The 15,592-nt window shown below is 68.0% G+C and carries 20 protein-coding genes; 11 read left to right on the top strand and 9 right to left on the bottom strand.

Features of this window, described 5'->3' with window-relative positions; all coding sequences use genetic code 11:
* The first annotated feature begins 19 nt into the window (after window positions 1–19).
* Complete coding sequence (locus tag AB0F51_RS09190; protein ID WP_360276410.1) at window positions 20–973, top strand: helix-turn-helix domain-containing protein; 954 nt, start codon at window positions 20–22, stop codon at window positions 971–973.
* Window positions 973–1,416: a GNAT family N-acetyltransferase gene (locus tag AB0F51_RS09195; protein ID WP_360276413.1), complete on the top strand. Its 444-nt coding sequence runs from the start codon at window positions 973–975 to the stop codon at window positions 1,414–1,416. The genes AB0F51_RS09190 and AB0F51_RS09195 overlap by 1 nt, the downstream gene beginning before the upstream one ends.
* On the opposite strand, the gene AB0F51_RS09200 is transcribed toward AB0F51_RS09195, so the two are convergent.
* From AB0F51_RS09200 to AB0F51_RS09220, 5 genes are all read right to left on the bottom strand, one after another.
* On the bottom strand, window positions 1,417–2,241 hold the full coding sequence (locus tag AB0F51_RS09200) for an ABC transporter permease (protein ID WP_360276416.1): 825 nt from the start codon (window positions 2,239–2,241) through the stop codon (window positions 1,417–1,419).
* Window positions 2,238–3,233 (bottom strand): ATP-binding cassette domain-containing protein, encoded by a 996-nt coding sequence (locus tag AB0F51_RS09205; protein ID WP_360276419.1) that lies wholly within the window; start codon window positions 3,231–3,233, stop codon window positions 2,238–2,240. The genes AB0F51_RS09200 and AB0F51_RS09205 overlap by 4 nt, the downstream gene beginning before the upstream one ends.
* 163 nt (window positions 3,234–3,396) lie before the next feature.
* On the bottom strand, window positions 3,397–4,089 hold the full coding sequence (locus AB0F51_RS09210) for a PadR family transcriptional regulator (RefSeq protein ID WP_360276422.1): 693 nt from the start codon (window positions 4,087–4,089) through the stop codon (window positions 3,397–3,399).
* A gap of 66 nt (window positions 4,090–4,155) precedes the next feature.
* Window positions 4,156–4,668: a GNAT family N-acetyltransferase gene (locus AB0F51_RS09215; protein ID WP_360276425.1), complete on the bottom strand. Its 513-nt coding sequence runs from the start codon at window positions 4,666–4,668 to the stop codon at window positions 4,156–4,158.
* Window positions 4,669–4,701: 33 nt separating this feature from the next.
* Window positions 4,702–5,775, bottom strand: coding sequence for an adenosine deaminase (locus AB0F51_RS09220; protein WP_360276428.1), 1,074 nt, complete (start codon window positions 5,773–5,775; stop codon window positions 4,702–4,704).
* A 73-nt stretch (window positions 5,776–5,848) separates the two neighbouring features.
* On the opposite strand from AB0F51_RS09220, the gene AB0F51_RS09225 reads away from it, so the two are divergent.
* Entirely contained in the window at window positions 5,849–6,316 is a 468-nt protein-coding gene (locus AB0F51_RS09225; protein WP_360276431.1) for a DUF1016 N-terminal domain-containing protein, read from the top strand.
* A 55-nt stretch (window positions 6,317–6,371) separates the two neighbouring features.
* The gene (locus AB0F51_RS09230; protein ID WP_360276434.1) at window positions 6,372–7,445 is read left to right on the top strand and encodes a PDDEXK nuclease domain-containing protein; all 1,074 of its coding nucleotides are present in this window, start codon (window positions 6,372–6,374) and stop codon (window positions 7,443–7,445) included.
* A 41-nt stretch (window positions 7,446–7,486) separates the two neighbouring features.
* Here the strand turns inward: AB0F51_RS09230 and AB0F51_RS09235 are convergent, their stop codons facing one another.
* Entirely contained in the window at window positions 7,487–7,954 is a 468-nt protein-coding gene (locus tag AB0F51_RS09235; RefSeq protein WP_360276437.1) for a nitroreductase/quinone reductase family protein, read from the bottom strand.
* Between the two features lie 116 nt (window positions 7,955–8,070).
* Here AB0F51_RS09235 and AB0F51_RS09240 point away from each other — a divergent pair, with 116 nt between their 5' ends.
* Window positions 8,071–8,760 carry a TetR/AcrR family transcriptional regulator gene (locus AB0F51_RS09240; protein ID WP_360276440.1) on the top strand — a complete coding sequence of 230 codons (690 nt, stop codon included), beginning with the start codon at window positions 8,071–8,073 and terminating at the stop codon, window positions 8,758–8,760.
* On the opposite strand, the gene aat is transcribed toward AB0F51_RS09240, so the two are convergent.
* A complete protein-coding gene (gene aat / locus AB0F51_RS09245; protein ID WP_360276442.1) occupies window positions 8,753–9,418 on the bottom strand; it encodes a leucyl/phenylalanyl-tRNA--protein transferase in 666 nt (221 codons plus the stop codon). The genes AB0F51_RS09240 and aat overlap by 8 nt on opposite strands.
* Window positions 9,419–9,514: 96 nt before the next feature.
* On the opposite strand from aat, the gene AB0F51_RS09250 reads away from it, so the two are divergent.
* The 5 genes from AB0F51_RS09250 to AB0F51_RS09270 all read left to right on the top strand — a co-directional run bounded on the left by AB0F51_RS09250 (window position 9,515) and on the right by AB0F51_RS09270 (window position 13,014).
* Window positions 9,515–10,432, top strand: a complete 918-nt coding sequence (locus AB0F51_RS09250) for a class I SAM-dependent methyltransferase (RefSeq protein WP_360276445.1) — start codon at window positions 9,515–9,517, stop codon at window positions 10,430–10,432.
* Window positions 10,429–10,923: a GNAT family N-acetyltransferase gene (locus AB0F51_RS09255; RefSeq protein ID WP_360276448.1), complete on the top strand. Its 495-nt coding sequence runs from the start codon at window positions 10,429–10,431 to the stop codon at window positions 10,921–10,923. The genes AB0F51_RS09250 and AB0F51_RS09255 overlap by 4 nt, the downstream gene beginning before the upstream one ends.
* 119 nt (window positions 10,924–11,042) lie before the next feature.
* Window positions 11,043–11,738, top strand: a complete 696-nt coding sequence (locus tag AB0F51_RS09260; RefSeq protein WP_360276451.1) for an EcsC family protein — start codon at window positions 11,043–11,045, stop codon at window positions 11,736–11,738.
* 18 nt (window positions 11,739–11,756) lie between these two features.
* Window positions 11,757–12,152 carry a VOC family protein gene (locus tag AB0F51_RS09265; protein WP_360276454.1) on the top strand — a complete coding sequence of 132 codons (396 nt, stop codon included), beginning with the start codon at window positions 11,757–11,759 and terminating at the stop codon, window positions 12,150–12,152.
* Window positions 12,153–12,183: 31 nt separating this feature from the next.
* Entirely contained in the window at window positions 12,184–13,014 is an 831-nt protein-coding gene (locus AB0F51_RS09270; RefSeq protein WP_360276457.1) for a helix-turn-helix transcriptional regulator, read from the top strand.
* 14 nt (window positions 13,015–13,028) lie between these two features.
* Here AB0F51_RS09270 and AB0F51_RS09275 read toward each other — a convergent pair whose 3' ends face one another.
* Entirely contained in the window at window positions 13,029–13,967 is a 939-nt protein-coding gene (locus tag AB0F51_RS09275) for a hydroxymethylglutaryl-CoA lyase (protein WP_360276460.1), read from the bottom strand.
* A gap of 58 nt (window positions 13,968–14,025) precedes the next feature.
* Here AB0F51_RS09275 and AB0F51_RS09280 point away from each other — a divergent pair, with 58 nt between their 5' ends.
* Complete coding sequence (locus AB0F51_RS09280) at window positions 14,026–14,673, top strand: GNAT family N-acetyltransferase (protein WP_360276463.1); 648 nt, start codon at window positions 14,026–14,028, stop codon at window positions 14,671–14,673.
* Window positions 14,674–14,700: 27 nt separating this feature from the next.
* Here AB0F51_RS09280 and AB0F51_RS09285 read toward each other — a convergent pair whose 3' ends face one another.
* Complete coding sequence (locus tag AB0F51_RS09285; RefSeq protein WP_360276465.1) at window positions 14,701–15,516, bottom strand: metallophosphoesterase family protein; 816 nt, start codon at window positions 15,514–15,516, stop codon at window positions 14,701–14,703.
* Between the last annotated feature and the right edge of the window lie 76 nt (window positions 15,517–15,592).

Raw genomic sequence — 15,592 nt, forward strand, 5'->3', positions numbered from 1 at the left:
TTCTGCCATACTGATTCTCATGCTGCGGAAGATCGCTGTCGTCCTGATGGAGGACGTCGCCCTGTTCGAGTTCGGGGTGCTGTCGGAGGTGTTCGGGATCGACCGGACCGACGACGGCTGCCCGCCGTTCGACTTCAAGGTGTGTTCGACCACGCCGGGTGTGCCGCTGCAAACCAGTAGCCACTCGTCGGTGATCGCGCCGTACGGGCTGGAGGAGCTGGAGGACGCCGACCTGGTCGCGCTGCCGGCCACCACCTGGCGCGGCTCGTACGACCAACGCATCCTGGCCGCCCTGCGCAAGGCGCACGAGCGCGGCGCGATCCTGCTGACCGTCTGCTCGGGCGCCTTCGTGCTCGGCGAGGCGGGTCTGCTGAACGGGCGCAGCTGCGCGACCCACTGGCGTTACGCGGACAAGTTCCGGCAGCAGTTCCCCGAGGCCAAGCTCGACGCCGACGTGCTGTTCGTCGACGACGGCGACATCATCACCAGCGCCGGTACGGCGGCCGGCATCGACGCCTGCCTGCACCTGGTCCGCCGGGAGCTCGGCAGCGCGGTGGCCACCCGGATCGCCCGCCGGATGGTGGTCCCGCCGCAGCGAGACGGCGGCCAGCGCCAGTACGTCGAAGTACCGGTGCCCGAGTCGTCCGGGGAGAGCCTGCAGCCGGTCCTCGACTGGATGGTCGACAACCTGACCATCGAACACACCGTGCCGGAGCTGGCCCGCCGGGCGAAGATGTCCGACCGCACGTTCGCCCGCCGCTTCGTCGCTGAGACCGGTACGACGCCGCTGAAGTGGGTCACCACGCAACGCGTCCTGCACGCCAGAACCCTGCTGGAGCAGACGAAACTCGGTATCGAGCAGATCGCGACCGAGGCCGGCTTCGGGACGGCGGCGTTGCTGCGCCATCACTTCCGTAGAGTGGTGGGCGTGCCACCACAGGATTATCGCCGTACTTTCCAGACCACCAGCTGATGCCGGCCGAGCAGGAAACCGCCGATGGGCTCGTCTTCCGGTCCGCCGCGGCGGCGGATGCGAGCGCAGTACTGGATTTCTGGGCCGAGGCTGCCGAGGACTCCGACCGCCCGGCCGACTCCGTCGACGCCGTGCTGCGGCTGGTCGCCCGCGACCCCGACGCCCTGGTCCTTGCCTTTGACAACAACCAGGTCGTCGGGTCGATCATCGTGGGCTGGGACGGCTGGCGCTGCCACCTCTACCGGCTCGCCGTCGCCCCGACCCACCGCCGTCGCGGGATCGCCCGCAAGCTCATCGCGTTCGCGGAGAGCCGCTTCACGGAGTACGGCGGGACGCGCGCCGACGCGATGGTGCTCGACACCAACACCGAGGCACACCCGGCCTGGCGCAACGCGGGCTACTCGCCCCAGCCGAACTGGTCCCGCTGGGTCAAACCGCTCTGATCAGACCGACCGCTGGTACGTGCGGAAGGCCCGGGTGGACAGGTAGCCGACGATCAGGGTGAAGGCCACCAGGTACAGGCCGTGCCGGGCGACCGAGTTCCAGTCGGGATCGGCCGACAGCGCCTGGCGTGCTGCGACCGCGGCCCAGTCGACCGGGTTGAAGCGAGCCGCGACCCCGACCCACTCGGGTGCCAGTTTGGGGTCGAGCATGATCGACGACATGAACGTCAGCGGTAGCGAGACGAACTGGGAGATGCCGATCAGCGCGTCCTGCTGACGAGTGAGCAACGCGACCGCGTTCGAGAGCGAGCCGAACGCCGTACCGACGAGCATCGACGCGACGACGGTCACGACGTACCCGAGCACGCCACCGTCGTACCGGGCACCGGCCGCGAAGCCGATCGCGAACACCAGGACGGTCTGGATCATCGTGGTGGTCCCGTTGCTGATCAACTGGCCGGCCATCAGCGCGCCCCGGCGTACCGGTGAGGCGAGCATCCGGTCCATCACCCCGCGCTCCATGTCCGCGATGAACGACGTCCCGCTCCAACCACTCGTCATCAGCGCCGTCATCATCACGATGCCCGGCGTCAGGAACGCGATGTACGACGAATCACCGAACCCCGGAATCGCGACGACACCCTTGAAGAGCTGGCCGAACAGCAGCAGCCAGATCGCGGGCTGGACCAGCGTGAAGGCGATCAGCGCGGGCGACCGGTACTGCGCCTGCAGCCACCGTCCGGTGATGAAGCCGGTGTGGCTGAGGAACCCTCCGGGGCGGACCCGGCGGTCGGTGGTGGCTCGTTCTGCTGTCAGCGCGCTCATGCTGCCGTCTCCTCGTCCTTCTCGGCCGACTTGAACGAGCGGCCGGTGTACTGCAGGTAGACGTCGTCCAGCGACGGCCGCGAGACCGTCACCGCCGTGACCGGAATCGCCTTCTCCTCAAGGGCTCCCAGTACTGCGGGAACCGCGGTCGCGCCGCGATCGACGCGCGCTCGCAACGTGTTGCCATCAGCAACGATTTCGCCGATGCCAGGGAGGGCTGTGAGCAGGTTGCGGACGGCGCCATCGGTGTCCGGTTCGACGAGCTCAACGTGCACGGAGTCGCCGCGGAGCTCGGCCTTCAGCGCCTCAGGGGTGCCCTCGGCAACCACCTTGCCGTGGTCGACGATCGCCAGCTGGTCGGCGAGGCGGTCGGCTTCTTCCAGGTAGTGGGTGGTCAGCAGGACGGTCAGGCCTTCGGTCCCGGCCAGCCGCTCGACCTCCGCCCACAGGTCCGCACGGGCTTCCGGGTCGAGGCCGGTGGTCGGCTCGTCGAGGAAGAGCACCCGCGGGCGGTGGACCAGCCCGAGAGCCACGTCCAGCTTGCGCTGCATGCCGCCGGAGTACGTGCGAACCTGCCGCGCGCTGACCTCGGTCAGGTCGAAGCGTTCGAGCAGCTCGGCGGCCCGGCGTACCGACTCCTGCCGGGACAGGCCGTAGATCCGGCCGGACAGCACGAGGTTCTCGGCGCCGGTCGCCATCGGGTCGGAGCTGGACTTCTGCGGTACGTAGCCGATCGAGTGCCGGACCTCGTCCTGCTGCTTCCCGACGTCGAAGCCCGCCACCCGGGCGGTGCCGGAGTCGGCGCGCGACAAGGTGGTGAGGATCTTCACGGTGGTGGACTTGCCGGCGCCGTTCGGCCCGAGCAACCCCAGTACGACGCCCTCCGGGACGGTGAAGCTCAGCCCGTCGAGCGCCCGCAACGGCGGCTTCTTGCGCCCGGCGGGATAGGTCTTGACCAGTTCTACTGCCTCGAGGGCAGGCGATGATGCCATGACGATACGACTCCTCTGAACGAGTGTGTGAGGAGTCGATCCGGCGTACCTGGCTATCCTGTGGTTGCGCCTTGGGCCAGGTCTCGTTCGCGGGATCGACTCGAGGAACTGCGGCCTTCGACTTCGGCGTTGCCGCGCCTTGGTCGGAGGCCGTTTTACTTGCCTACTTCTCTGGTGGGGCGGGCTGCATCCAGGGGAGCTCCTCTCCGAAGTACTTGACCGGGTCCTTGAACAGGTCGGCCGACGGGATGCCGAGCTTCTCGGCCAGCTCGTGAGCTTTGCGCCAGAAGGCCGAACCCTCCAGCTCGTCGGTACGGATCTCTCGGATCAACCGCCGCAGGTAGGCGATCTCCGCCTCGACCAGGGCGAGCCGGAACTCCGACTCGATCCAGAACACCCGCGGAAGGTTCGCCGCCGCCACCGCGGCGTGCGCACCCTCGATCTCCTTGACCTCGGCATCCAACGTCTCGACCCGCTGTTCCAGCAGTTCGACCACCTTGGCGGGTGGAAACGCGGCTGCGTAGGCGAGGCCCGCCTCCAGTGGGCTGAACTGACGCTCGGGCGTGCCGAGCAGCTCGGACAGCCAGTCCGCGAACTCCTCGCGGCCGGCTTCGGTGATCGCGTACACGGTCCGCTCCGGGCGATTGCCGTCGCGCACGGTCTCGACCGCCTCGACGTACCCGTGCTTCTCGAGGGCGGTCACGACCGAGTAGAGCGAGCCGTAGTTGAGCTTGATGCTCATGTCCTTGCCACGCGTCTTGAGCATCGTGGAGATCTCGTACGGGTGCATCGGCTGCTCGATCAGGCTGCCCAGCACGGCGAACGCCAGCGGGTTGGCCACCTTGCGTCGCGCCATACTCATCTCCTCGATCTCAAGTACTCGAAATCGAGTATTCGTCTCCGTCTATCCGATGTCAAGTAGTCAGACGGCTCGCTCGAAGAGCAACTCCAAGCCGTCCTCCTCGTCCCACTGCTCGCCGGCCTCCAGGAAGCCGAAGCCCGCGATGGTCGCCAGGGAGGCAGCGTTCGTAGGACTGATCGAGGCACGCACCACCCGTACGCTGGGCTCGGCCGCGGCTTGCTCGATCAGCGCGGCGAGCGCTGCCCTCGCGTAACCGCGCCGCCGGTACTGCTCATCGACGGTGTAGCCGACCTCGACCATGCCGTTCTCGTCGGGCGGTCCGTGGTAGCCGGCGTGGCCGACCACCGTGCCGTCGGGTTCGGACACGATCGCGTGGATGAGCCACCGGGCAGAGCCAGGATCGCCCTTCACCTGGGGAAGGCGGAAGTTGAGCAGCCACTTCGAGTGCTCGTTCAGGAACAGCTCGGTCAGCTCGACGCCGGCCTCCCGATTGGCCGTTGGCAGGTCGTCGGCGAGCAACGCTTCCATCGTTGCCGCGGACAAGGGCACCAAGCGGATCTGCGGTGTTGTCATGGCGATGATGCTGCTGTGCGCATGACGTCACGTCTAACGGTTTAGCGCTTCGGCGTACCAGGGCTTGATGACGGTGTCGATCAGGGCCAGCCGTTCGTCGAAGGGGAGGAAGGCGGACTTCATCGCGTTGATCGCGAACCAGCGGAACTCGGGGAGGCCGTAGCCGAACGCCTCGGCGAGCAGGGCCAGCTCGCGACTCATCGACGTACCGCTCATCAGCCGGTTGTCGGTGTTCACCGTGACCCGGAACTTCAGCTTGGTGAGCAGCCCGATCGGGTGCTCGGCGATCGAGTCGGCCGCGCCGGTCTGCAGGTTCGAGCTCGGGCACATCTCCAGCGGGATCCGCCGGTCCCGCACGTACGCCGCCAACCGGCCGAGCTCGACCTTGCCGTTGGGTTCGTCGTACGAGATGTCGTCGATGATCCGGACGCCGTGGCCGAGCCGGTCCGCGCCGCACCACTGGATCGCCTGCCAGATGGACGGCAGCCCGAACGCCTCGCCGGCGTGGATGGTGAAGTGCGCGTTCTCGCGCTGCAGGTACTCGAAGGCGTCCAGGTGCCGGGTGGGCGGGTAGCCGGCCTCGGCGCCGGCGATGTCGAAGCCGACGACCCCGCCGTCGCGGTAGGCGACGGACAGTTCGGCGATCTCCATCGACCGCGCCTGGTGCCGCATCGCGGTCAGCAACTGCCGCGCGACGATCGGCCGCTCGGCCCTGGCCATCCCGTCGTCGAAGCCCTCGCGGACGGCGTCGACGACCTGCTCGAGGCTGAGCCCGCCGGTGAGGTGCTGCTCCGGCGCGTAGCGGACCTCGGCGTACACGACGCCGTCCGCGGCCAGGTCCTGCACGCACTCGCTGGCGACCCGCTTGATCCCCTCAGCGGTCTGCATCACCGCGACGGTGTGGTCGAACGTCTCCAGGTACCGCTCCAGCGATCCGGAGTCGGCCGACTCGACGAACCACTGGCCGAGCTCACCGGCGTCGGTCCGCGGCAGCGTGTGCCCCACCTCGGCCGCCAGTTCCACGATGGTCGCCGGTCGCAGGCCGCCGTCCAGATGGTCGTGCAGCAGCACCTTCGGCGCGGCCTTCAACTCCTCCTGCGTGATCATCCAGCCATCTTGCCCCAACCTGCCCACCGAAGGCCTTCGTGTCGGTCCCCGACCCGCCCCGATCCTGACTGGCATGAACGCGCATCGCCCGGCCTGGTACCCGGAGTTCCTCGACGCGGTATCGGCCCACCTCGCGGCGGAGGAGGACAACCCGATCCTGACCGCGTGGACGATCGGTCACGAGATCCTGCGCTGTCAGACCAGCCCTGGCTGGTCCAGCCGCACAATCCTCCGCCTCTCAGCAGACCTCAAAGCCCGCTTCCCCACCCGCAAAGGCCTGTCGCCTCGCAACCTCCGCTACATGCGCGCCTTCGCCCAAGCCTGGCCCCACAAAGCCTTCGCCCAAGGCCCCCTCGCCCAACTCCCCTGGCACCACCACCTACTCCTGATCCAGAAGCTGGACGACCTCAACCTCCGCCTCCGCTACGCCCGCCTGTCCCTGGAAAACAACTGGACCCACACCACCCTCAAATCCCAAATCAACGCCCACCCCCACCACCACAAACCCACCCGCCGCCCCGGCGCCACCCGACTGCCCTGACCTGCCCAGCCGAATGCCCTCCTCCCACGACCGCAACCCAAAGATCCTGATCGGCATGCCTGACAACCCCGCACCCCGCTTCGGCACCACGCCCGCCCGCTCGACCCTTCCGGACTGGTACCCGGACCTGCTCGACCGCGTCTCCACCCACGTCAGCACCGGCCACCGGCGGGCGGTCACCGCCGCAAACACAGAAGTCCTGAAGAGCTACTGGGCCATCGGCCGGGAGATCCTCGACCGTCAGAATCTCGAAGGATGGGGCGCGAGGGTCATCGATCGATTGTCCACTGACCTCAAGTCGCGGTTTCCGGGCGCGAAGGGCTACTCACCCCGCAACCTCAAGTACATGAGGTCCTTCGCGGCCACTTGGTCCAGCCAGGCAATTGTGCAAGCGCCGCTTGCACAATTGCCGTGGTACCACCAGCTGGCTCTCCTGCAGAAGCTCGACGACAACGCTCTTCGCATCTGGTACGCCGGTGCGGCGGTCGAGCACGGGTGGAGTCGCGACGTCCTGGCGTTGCAGATCGAGAGCGGGTTCCACCAACGGTCGGGGAAGGCGGTGACGAACTTCGCCACGGCGATCGAGGACGAACGGTCGGATCTCGCCCAGCAAGCCACCCGCGATCCCTATCTGTTCGACTTCCTCGGCTCGACCGAGGGCTGGCGTGAGCGGGAGGTCGAGGAGAAGCTCGTCGAACACGTCGGGAAGTTCCTGCTCGAGCTCGGCCAGGGCTTCGCCTTCCTCGGGCAGCAGGTGCGGCTGGAGCTGGCCGGCGACGAGTTCTTCTGCGACCTGCTGTTCTACCACCTGCAGCTGCGCTGCTATGTGGTGATCGAGCTGAAGGCGGTGCCCTTCAACGCCGCCTTCCTCGGACAGCTCGGGCTGTACATGGCGGTTGTCGACGACGTTCTTGCGAAGGATGGCGACAAACCGACGATCGGGCTGCTTCTGTGCAGGAACAAGAACGAGGTCGTCGCGGAGTACGCGCTGCGGGGGTACAAGGCGCCGATCGGGGTTGCCGAGTGGACCACGGCGGTCAACAACTCGTTGCCGCCTGAGTTCGAGTCCGTGCTGCCGAGTGTCGAAGTACTGGAGGCCGAGTTGGCGGCCGGCGTGGACGAGGATTGATCTGGCGGGGTGATTCGTGCAAGCGCGCGTTGCACAAACGGTTACGCGGGGTGGATTTTGAAGACCGGGACGCCGGGGGCTACGTGGAGGATTGTTTCGGTGGGGGAGTCGGCTCGGACGTCGTTGCCGAAGAAGGCGCCGACCTCCCAGGCCCACTTCTTCAGGTAGGTGCGGATGATGTCGGGCTTGTCGGTGTCGGCGAGTTCCTCGGCGCGGAAGTGTTCGACCTTGCGGCCGAGGCGGAGGGTGCCGGTGCCGCTGGCGCGGAGGTTGCGGACCCATTGGACGTGTCCGCGGGGTGCGACCAGGTAGCGCTGGCCGTCGACGATCAGCAGGTTGACCGGGTTGCTCCGCCACTCGCCTGACTTGCGGCCCTGGACCGACAGCACCCGGCTGCCCATCAGGCTGAGGCCGACGTTCGTCAGGCCGGCGACCATCTTGTTCATCACCAGCATGCTGCGCCGGCCGCTGGTCACCACTCGCTTGTCGTTGTACTCCTGCATCGCCATCGCCTCCAGTCTTCGAGAGCGGTGCTCTCTGTTGTGACCAGTGAACACCATAGGTGTCCGGCGCGTCAAGAGCAGTGCTCTCGATTTAGTTCGGTGCTCGTGGCAGACTGACCGGCATGAACGCCGGACGGACTGCCCGTGATCGCGCCCGGGCCGAGCTGACGCAGGAGATCAAGGACGCCGCCCGCCGCCAACTGGCCGCGGAGGGCGCCGAGCGGCTCTCCCTCCGAGCCGTTTCGCGCGAGCTCGGGATGGTCTCCTCCGCGCTCTACCGCTACTTCCCCAGCCGCGACGAGCTCCTGACCGCGCTCATCATCGACGCGTACGACGCTCTGGGCGCCGAGGCGGAGGCAGCGGCGAAGAGTGAGACGGAGCCGCGCGCTGCCTGGCTCGCGGTCTGCCGGGCCGTCCGCGCCTGGGCGATCGCGCACCCGCAGGAGTACGCGCTCATCTACGGCTCACCGGTCAGCGGCTACCAAGCGCCCCAGACGACCGTGCAGCCAGCCAGCCGGGTCATCCTGACGCTGTTCGGCATCCTCAGCCAGGCGCAGGCGTCCGGCGTACTGGTTCCACCCGACGATGCGCCCGAGCCCAAGGGGTTGCTGGCGGAACAGCTGCAAACTCTGACCGAGTACGCACCCGGCGTACCGCTGAAGGTTCTCGGCCGTACTGCGATCGCGTGGACTCAGCTGTACGGGATGATCAGCTTCGAGCTGTTCGGCCAGCTGGTCGGCTCGATGGACCCGGCCGACGAGTTCTTCGCCGATGCGACAGGTCAGCTGGCCACGTTCCTGGGGCTCAACTGAAGGCTTCCGGGAGCGGGACCTGCAGCGCAATCTCGAGTCGGCGGATGTAGAGCTCACGCGGGATTGCCACCGCACCCAGCGTCGCGAGGTGGCTGGTCACCCACTGGATGTCCAGCACCCGATCGGCGGCGTACTTGTCGCTGAGCAGCTCCACCAGACCGGCCACGGCCGCCTTCGAGCCGTCCGTCTTGTGGTGGAACATCGACTCGCCCGCGAACAGCCCGCCGATCGCCACGCCGTACAGGCCGCCGGCCAGCTCGTCGCCGTCCCAGGCTTCCACCGAGTGCACCCAGCCGAGCTCGTGCAGTCGCGTGTACGCCGCGATGATGTTCGCGTCGATCCAGGAACCCGGCCGGCGCGGGTCGGCGCAAGCGCGGATCACCTGGTCGAAGGCCGTGTTGACGCGGATCTCGAAGCGTTGGCGGGCCCGCCGCAGCGACCGTGACGGCCGGAACCCGTCCACCTCGATCACGCCGCGATCCACCGGCGACCACCACAGCAGCGGCCCATGACTGTCCGGCATCGGGAACAGCCCGCGCTTGTACGCCGCCAGCACGGTGCCCGGCTCCAGATCCGCTCCGGCCGCGACGACATCGCTCGGACCGGCGACCGCGACCGGCGGGAAGTCCCACACGGAGACAGGTGGTTCGACTGGCACCCCACCATCCTGACCTACCCGCCGACGAGGGAAACGCCCGGCTCCACCGCAACATCTGTTGACAGAGATCGAGTTGCGCAACATATGCTGCTCAGCGTGAAGATCGTCGAGGAACTCGAAGGTTCGGGCGGCCTGGCGAGCATCGCCCGGATGACCGAGGCGATCGCCGCGCTGGAGACCCGCAGGACCGAACTGATCCAGGAGCTCCGGTCCCAGCGGCTGGCGAGCTGGGAGGAGATCGGGCAGGCGTGCGGCATGACCCGGCAAGGCGCGAGCCGGCGATGGTCGCGCCAGGCACACGCGACTTCCTTCGGAGCGGCAGCCGCGGCGTACCGGCGAGGACGGCCGCCGTATCCGGAGTCAGCCGTCGACTGGTTGATCCCCGGTACTGCGAAGTCGGTGCTCGACCTCGGCGCGGGGACCGGGAAGCTCACGCAACTGCTGGTCGCTCGCGAGCTGGCCGTGACGGCGGTCGAGCCGTTGGCGGAGATGCGTTCGGAATTGGTGGCGGCGGCGCCGGCGGCCGACGTACGGGATGGGTCGGCCGAGGCGATTCCCCTGGAAAACAAGGCTGTTGACGCTGTGGTGGTTGCGCAGGCGTGGCATTGGTTCGACGCCGCGAAGGCGCTGCCGGAGATCGCGCGTGTGCTGACGCCAGGCGGGACGCTTGGGTTGGTGTGGAACGTCCGAGATCACAGCGTGGCCTGGGTGGCCGAGCTGGATCGTGTGCTGCACCGGCACACGCGGCAGGAGATCGACACGAGACCATCCATCGGTACTCCGTTCCGCGAGGTAGAGCGACTCGACGTTCGGTGGGAGCACGCGCTGACTCGGGATGAGCTGCTCGACCTGGTGGCGTCGCGGTCGTACGTGATCACGATGCCTGGCAAGGACCGGGACGAGTTGATGCACCAGGTCAGCGAGTTGCTCGACTCGCATCTCGACCTGCGCGGTCGCAAGAAGCTGACGATGCCGTACGTGACTCGTTGTACCCGCGCCCGGCTCGCCTCGTGATCACGCTTCGGGCGTTGGGGGCCGCGGACGCTTCGCAGTACCGGGCGTTTCGGCTGGAGGCGTTGCGGATGACGCCGACGGCTTTCACCTCGACGTACGCGGAAGCTGTCGCTCAGCCGCTGGAGCTGACGGTCAAGCGGCTCGGTGCTGACACGACCCTGGGCGCCTTCGACGGAGAGCGGCTGGTCGGTATTGCGGGGATGAGGATCGAGCCGCGGCAGCAGGTGCGCCACAAGGCGACGCTGTTCGGGATGGCGGTTGCTCCGGAGGTCAAAGGGCAGGGTGTCGGCAAGGCGCTGGTCACGCGGCTCATCGAGGTTGCGGCGGCGACGGAGGGTTTGCGGCAGATCGTTCTGACCGTGTCGGAGGGCAACGTGGCGGCTGAGCGGCTGTACCTGTCCTGTGGGTTCGAGCAGTGGGGACGGGAGCCGGCGGCGGTGATGGTTGACGGCCTGCCTGTCGCCAAGCTGCACCTGATCCGCTGGCTGTAGCTAAGGGACTGGCCGGGGTTTCTCCCGAGTGGCGCGACCTGGTGTGGCACGTAGAGTTGACAGTGCTGCGCCCGCCCGCCGGACTCCGGGGGTGGGTGTCCGAGTTGTGAAGGAGTGCTGTGGCCGGAGTAGCCAGATTCGTTGCCAGCAGTCTTGCGCCTGCCGCCCAGCGGTTCGCCCCGCAGGCCGCGGCCGGCGTACTCCGTCAGGTCCTGGAGATCGCCATCGACGGGTACCAGCGGTTTCCCGGGGCCGAGCGGGTGGCCGAGCGGCAACTGGCCAAGGCCGGTGACGACGCGCAGCTCGCCATCGACGCGGTGATCGACCAGCACATCCGGCTGGCCGGAGTGCAGGGGTTCGTCACCAGCATCGGCGGACTGGTCACGCTCCCGGTCGCGCTGCCGGCGAACCTGACCGGCATCGCGGTGGTGCAGGCGCGGATGGTCGCCGCGATCGCGCACCTGCGCGGGTACGACCTGGACGATCCGCGGGTCCGGACTGCGGTCATCACCTGTCTGCTGGGCGAGGACGGCGTCACCGACCGGCTGAAGAAGTCCAGCCTGCCGACCTCGCCGCTCGCGATCGCGACGGCGCCCGTCTTCGACCCGGAACTGGATCGGCAGGTGGCCGGCGAGGTGGTTGGCGAACTGATCGCCCGGATCGGCGGCAAGCGGATGGGGCTGATGGTGACCCGGCGCATCCCGCTACTCGGTGGCGCGGTCGGCGCCGGAGTCGACGGCTGGTCGACGTACCAGGTCGGTCAGTACGCCGACAAGAGCCTCGTCCGCCGCGGCCGTCGCCCGATCGAGCCCTAACTGCTGACGGGAGAACGGGTGTCTGAGGTTGTCGCGCCCTTGTGGGGGCCGGTGCTGGACTGTCCGGATCCGGTCGCGCTGGCGGAGTTCTACCAGCGCATCTGCGGTGGCGAACTCGCCGTGGCGACGGAGTCGCTGGCCGAGCTGCGACTGGACTCGATCCGTCTCGGGTTCCAGCGGGATCTCAACTACCGCGCGCCGACCTGGCCGGATCCGCGAGTCCCGCAGCAGGGTCATCTCGACTTCATGGCCACCGACCTCGACGCGACGGAGCTGCGCGTACTCGCGGCGGGTGCGACCAAGTGCGCAGTACAGCCGAATCCTTCCGGATTCCGGGTTTTTCTCGATCCGGCCGGGCATCCGTTCTGCCTCTCGACCTGGGGCACCGAGGCGGGACCGCCGGAATCCCGGTGAAACTGTCGGCTCCGCGTGTCAGCATGACGTGGTGAGTACTCGACGAACCGAGCTCGCGGAGTTCCTGAAGGCCTGCCGCGCCCGGCTCACCCCCGAAGCCGTTGGCCTGCCCCCGGGCGGCCGACGCCGTACTCCGGGCCTTCGGCGGGAGGAGCTCGCCCAACTCGCCGGCGTCGGAGTCACCTGGTACACCTGGCTCGAGCAGGGCCGACCGATCAACGTCAGCGGGCAGGTGCTCGACGCGGTCGCGACCACACTGTGCCTCACCGACCTGGAGCGAGCCCACCTGTACTCACTGGCCGAGGCGACTCCGGTTCGGGCCAAGACGGGTGTGCACACGGACGACCTGGTGCTGGCCGAGATCCTGACCGCGCTCGACCCGGTGCCCGCGGTGATCACCAACACGCGGTACGACATTCTCCAGCCCAACAAGGCCTACAGCGACCTCTTCCACGACTGGCACACGATGCCCTGCGTCCACCGGAACCTGCTGTGGTGCATCGTGACCGAACCACTGGCCCGCAAGCAGCTGCTGAACTACGACACCGAAGTGCCGTATCTGGTGGCACGGATGCGCGCGGCGTACGTCGAACACATCGGCGACCCGGCGTGGGAGACGGACCTCGCTCGACTGCGGAAGCTGAGCCCCGAGTTCGCGCAGCTCTGGTCGCGGCACGAGATCGCCGAGTCCCAGCCCCGCCTGCGCCGCATCCAGAACCCGATCGCCGGCGAACTCGCCTTCACCGTCACCGAACTGACCGTCCCCTCCCACCCCGACCTGATCCTCTTCGTCGAAACCCCGGCGGATGCGGAGACCCGAGACCGGCTCCCACTGACCCGCCGCGCATCCGCCGAAGTCTGACTCTGCCCCGTGGGTCAGCCGGCTAGGGCCTGTACTACGCGGCTGGGGGAAGGCTTGCCTAGTTGGGTGGCCATCCAGGTGCTGGTGGCTACCAGAGCTTCCAGGTCCACGCCGGTTTCGATGCCGAGGCCGTTGAGTTGCCAGAGCAGGTCTTCGGTGGCGAGGTTGCCGGTGGCGCTCTCGGCGTACGGGCAGCCGCCGAGCCCGCCTGCCGAGCTGTCGACGGTGGTGACGCCTTCCCGCAGCGCGGTGAGGGTGTTGGCGAGTGCTTGACCGTAGGTGTCGTGGAAGTGCACGGCCAGCTTGCCGACGCCGACGCCCGCACTCTCGAACGCCTTGACCAGCGCGATGACCTGGCCGGGCGTCGCCACCCCGATCGTGTCGCCGAGGGAGAGTTCGTGACAGCCGAGCTCGATCAGGCGTGCGCCGACCTTGACCACCTGGTCGATCGGCACGGCGCCTTCCCACGGGTCGCCGTAACACATCGAGACGTACCCGCGGACGGCCAAACCGTTGTCGAGCGCGCGCTGCACGGTCGGGGTGAACATGGCGAACTGCCCATCCACGGTCGAGTTCAGGTTCTTGGCGGCGAACGTCTCGGTCGCGCTGGCGAAGATCGCGATCTCGCTGACACCCGCCTCGAGCGCGCGGTCGAGACCACGCTCGTTCGGCACCAGCACCGGCGTACGGAGGCCGTCCGGGAGGTCGAGCCGGCTGAGGAGCTCGGCGGCGTCGGCGAGCTGAGGAACCCACTTCGGATGGACGAAACTGGTCGTCTCGATGGTGGTCAGCCCGGCCGCGGCGAGCCGCTGGATGAACTCGGCCTTCACCGCCACGTCCACGACGGCGTCCTCGTTCTGCAACCCGTCCCGGGGTCCGACCTCGTAGATCGTCACCCGATCGGGCAGCCCAACGGCTCGGATCAGCTCAGGCTTGCGCACGTTCGCCTCCATCTCGTGAGCCGGGCTCCGTCGCCGGGGCCGGGAGGGGTCTCCTCCACAATGGCTCGTGATGACAACTTTGGCTGACATTCTGCGCGGGATCGAAGGTGGCGTCTTCCCCACCCCGGACCTGAGCATCAGCGTCGTACCGGCGCCGTCCGAGCGGGAACTCTGCGTGGCGGCCTTCACGGCGCACATCGTGATCGCCGCGGACGTGTCGCCGTCGTGGGTCGCCGGCCTGATCCCGGACGGCGATCTGTCCGCGCCGCTGAACCCACCGTTTCTGCACGCGTTGGAGGGGCTGACGGGCCGCCGCGTCAACGCGATCGACCAACTGTTGCTCGCGCCCGCGATCGCTGACCCCGCCCAACGCCGAGCCGCCACCGAAGGCCTGGTCGAACTGACCGAGCGCGGCCACCCCCGCATCGAGAGAGCCTGGCGCTACCGCGACGATGTCCGCGCTTACCTCGACCCGTACGGCGGGTTGGTCCTCACCGGTCGCGGCGTGGCCGGCCGGTTGGAGGTCGCCCTCGAGGTCCCCGAGGCGTCCCGCGAGAAGGGCCACGGCCGCCGCCTCGCCCTCGCCGCCCGCGCCCTCATCCCACCCGACGCCCACATCTGGGCTCAGGTAAGCCCCGGCAACGCCGCCTCCACCCGCACCTTCCTCGCCGCCGATTACAAACCAGTCGGCGCCGAAGCCCTCCTCACCCGGTCCTAGTACTACGCCCGCGCTGCGGCTGTGGGGCTATGTCGTCGCCGAGGCCATCGCGGGGGTGGGGTGGGGGCGGCGGTGGTAGGTGGGGGTGGTGTTGGCGTAGATGTTGCCTCGGTAGATGCCGTGGATGATTTCGGCTTCGTAGCCGTTGAGTTCTGGCATGCCGAGGGAGCGGGCTACTTCGAGTTCGGCGGGGGCGTCGTACGGGACGCGGACGAACTGGATGGAGAACGGGGCTTCGTCCAGGGTGTCGGGGATGCCTTCGAGGATGACGTAGACCGGGGTGGGGTCGCCCATGCTGTTGCCGACGCTGCCGGTGTTGAAGAGGGTGCGGCGTTCCAGGTCGACCTCGTAGAAGGGGTCGTGGGTGTCGCCGTACCCGACCACGGTCGGGAGCGGACCGTCGCCGGTGGCCTCGGTGTTCTGGAACATGCCGAGGAACTCCTGCTCGTCGTGATCGAAGCGCACGCGGCGGTGCACGCTCGTCGCTGAAGCATGGAAGAGCCGAATCCGGCGGCCGCTGAGCACGAAGTCGTAGCTGAACGGGAGCGCACGCAACCAGCTCCACTGGTCTTCGCGCAGCTCGTTCTTCCACCAGCGCAGACCGTCGCTGTCATGCGTCCGCTCCGGATCGGGCAGGAAGTCGTCCCAGTTGCCGAGGATGTTGACCTCACACCGCTCCCGGCACAGATCCACCACCGCACTACCTCGCGGCCCCTTCCCGACGTAATCACCGAGGTTGAAGATCCGCTCGATGCCCCGCTGCTCAATATCCGCAAACACCGCCTCCAGCGCCGACAGATTCCCATGAACATCAGAAACAAGAGCAATCCGCTGCAAACCCATAGGCCCCATCCTGTCGCCCCACCCAACCCACCGCACAGGAGGGTTCCGGCGCCAAGCAGCCGAGGCCGACCCCGGC

The organism is Kribbella sp. NPDC023855 (genome assembly GCF_040639475.1).
Lineage (GTDB): Bacteria > Actinomycetota > Actinomycetes > Propionibacteriales > Kribbellaceae > Kribbella.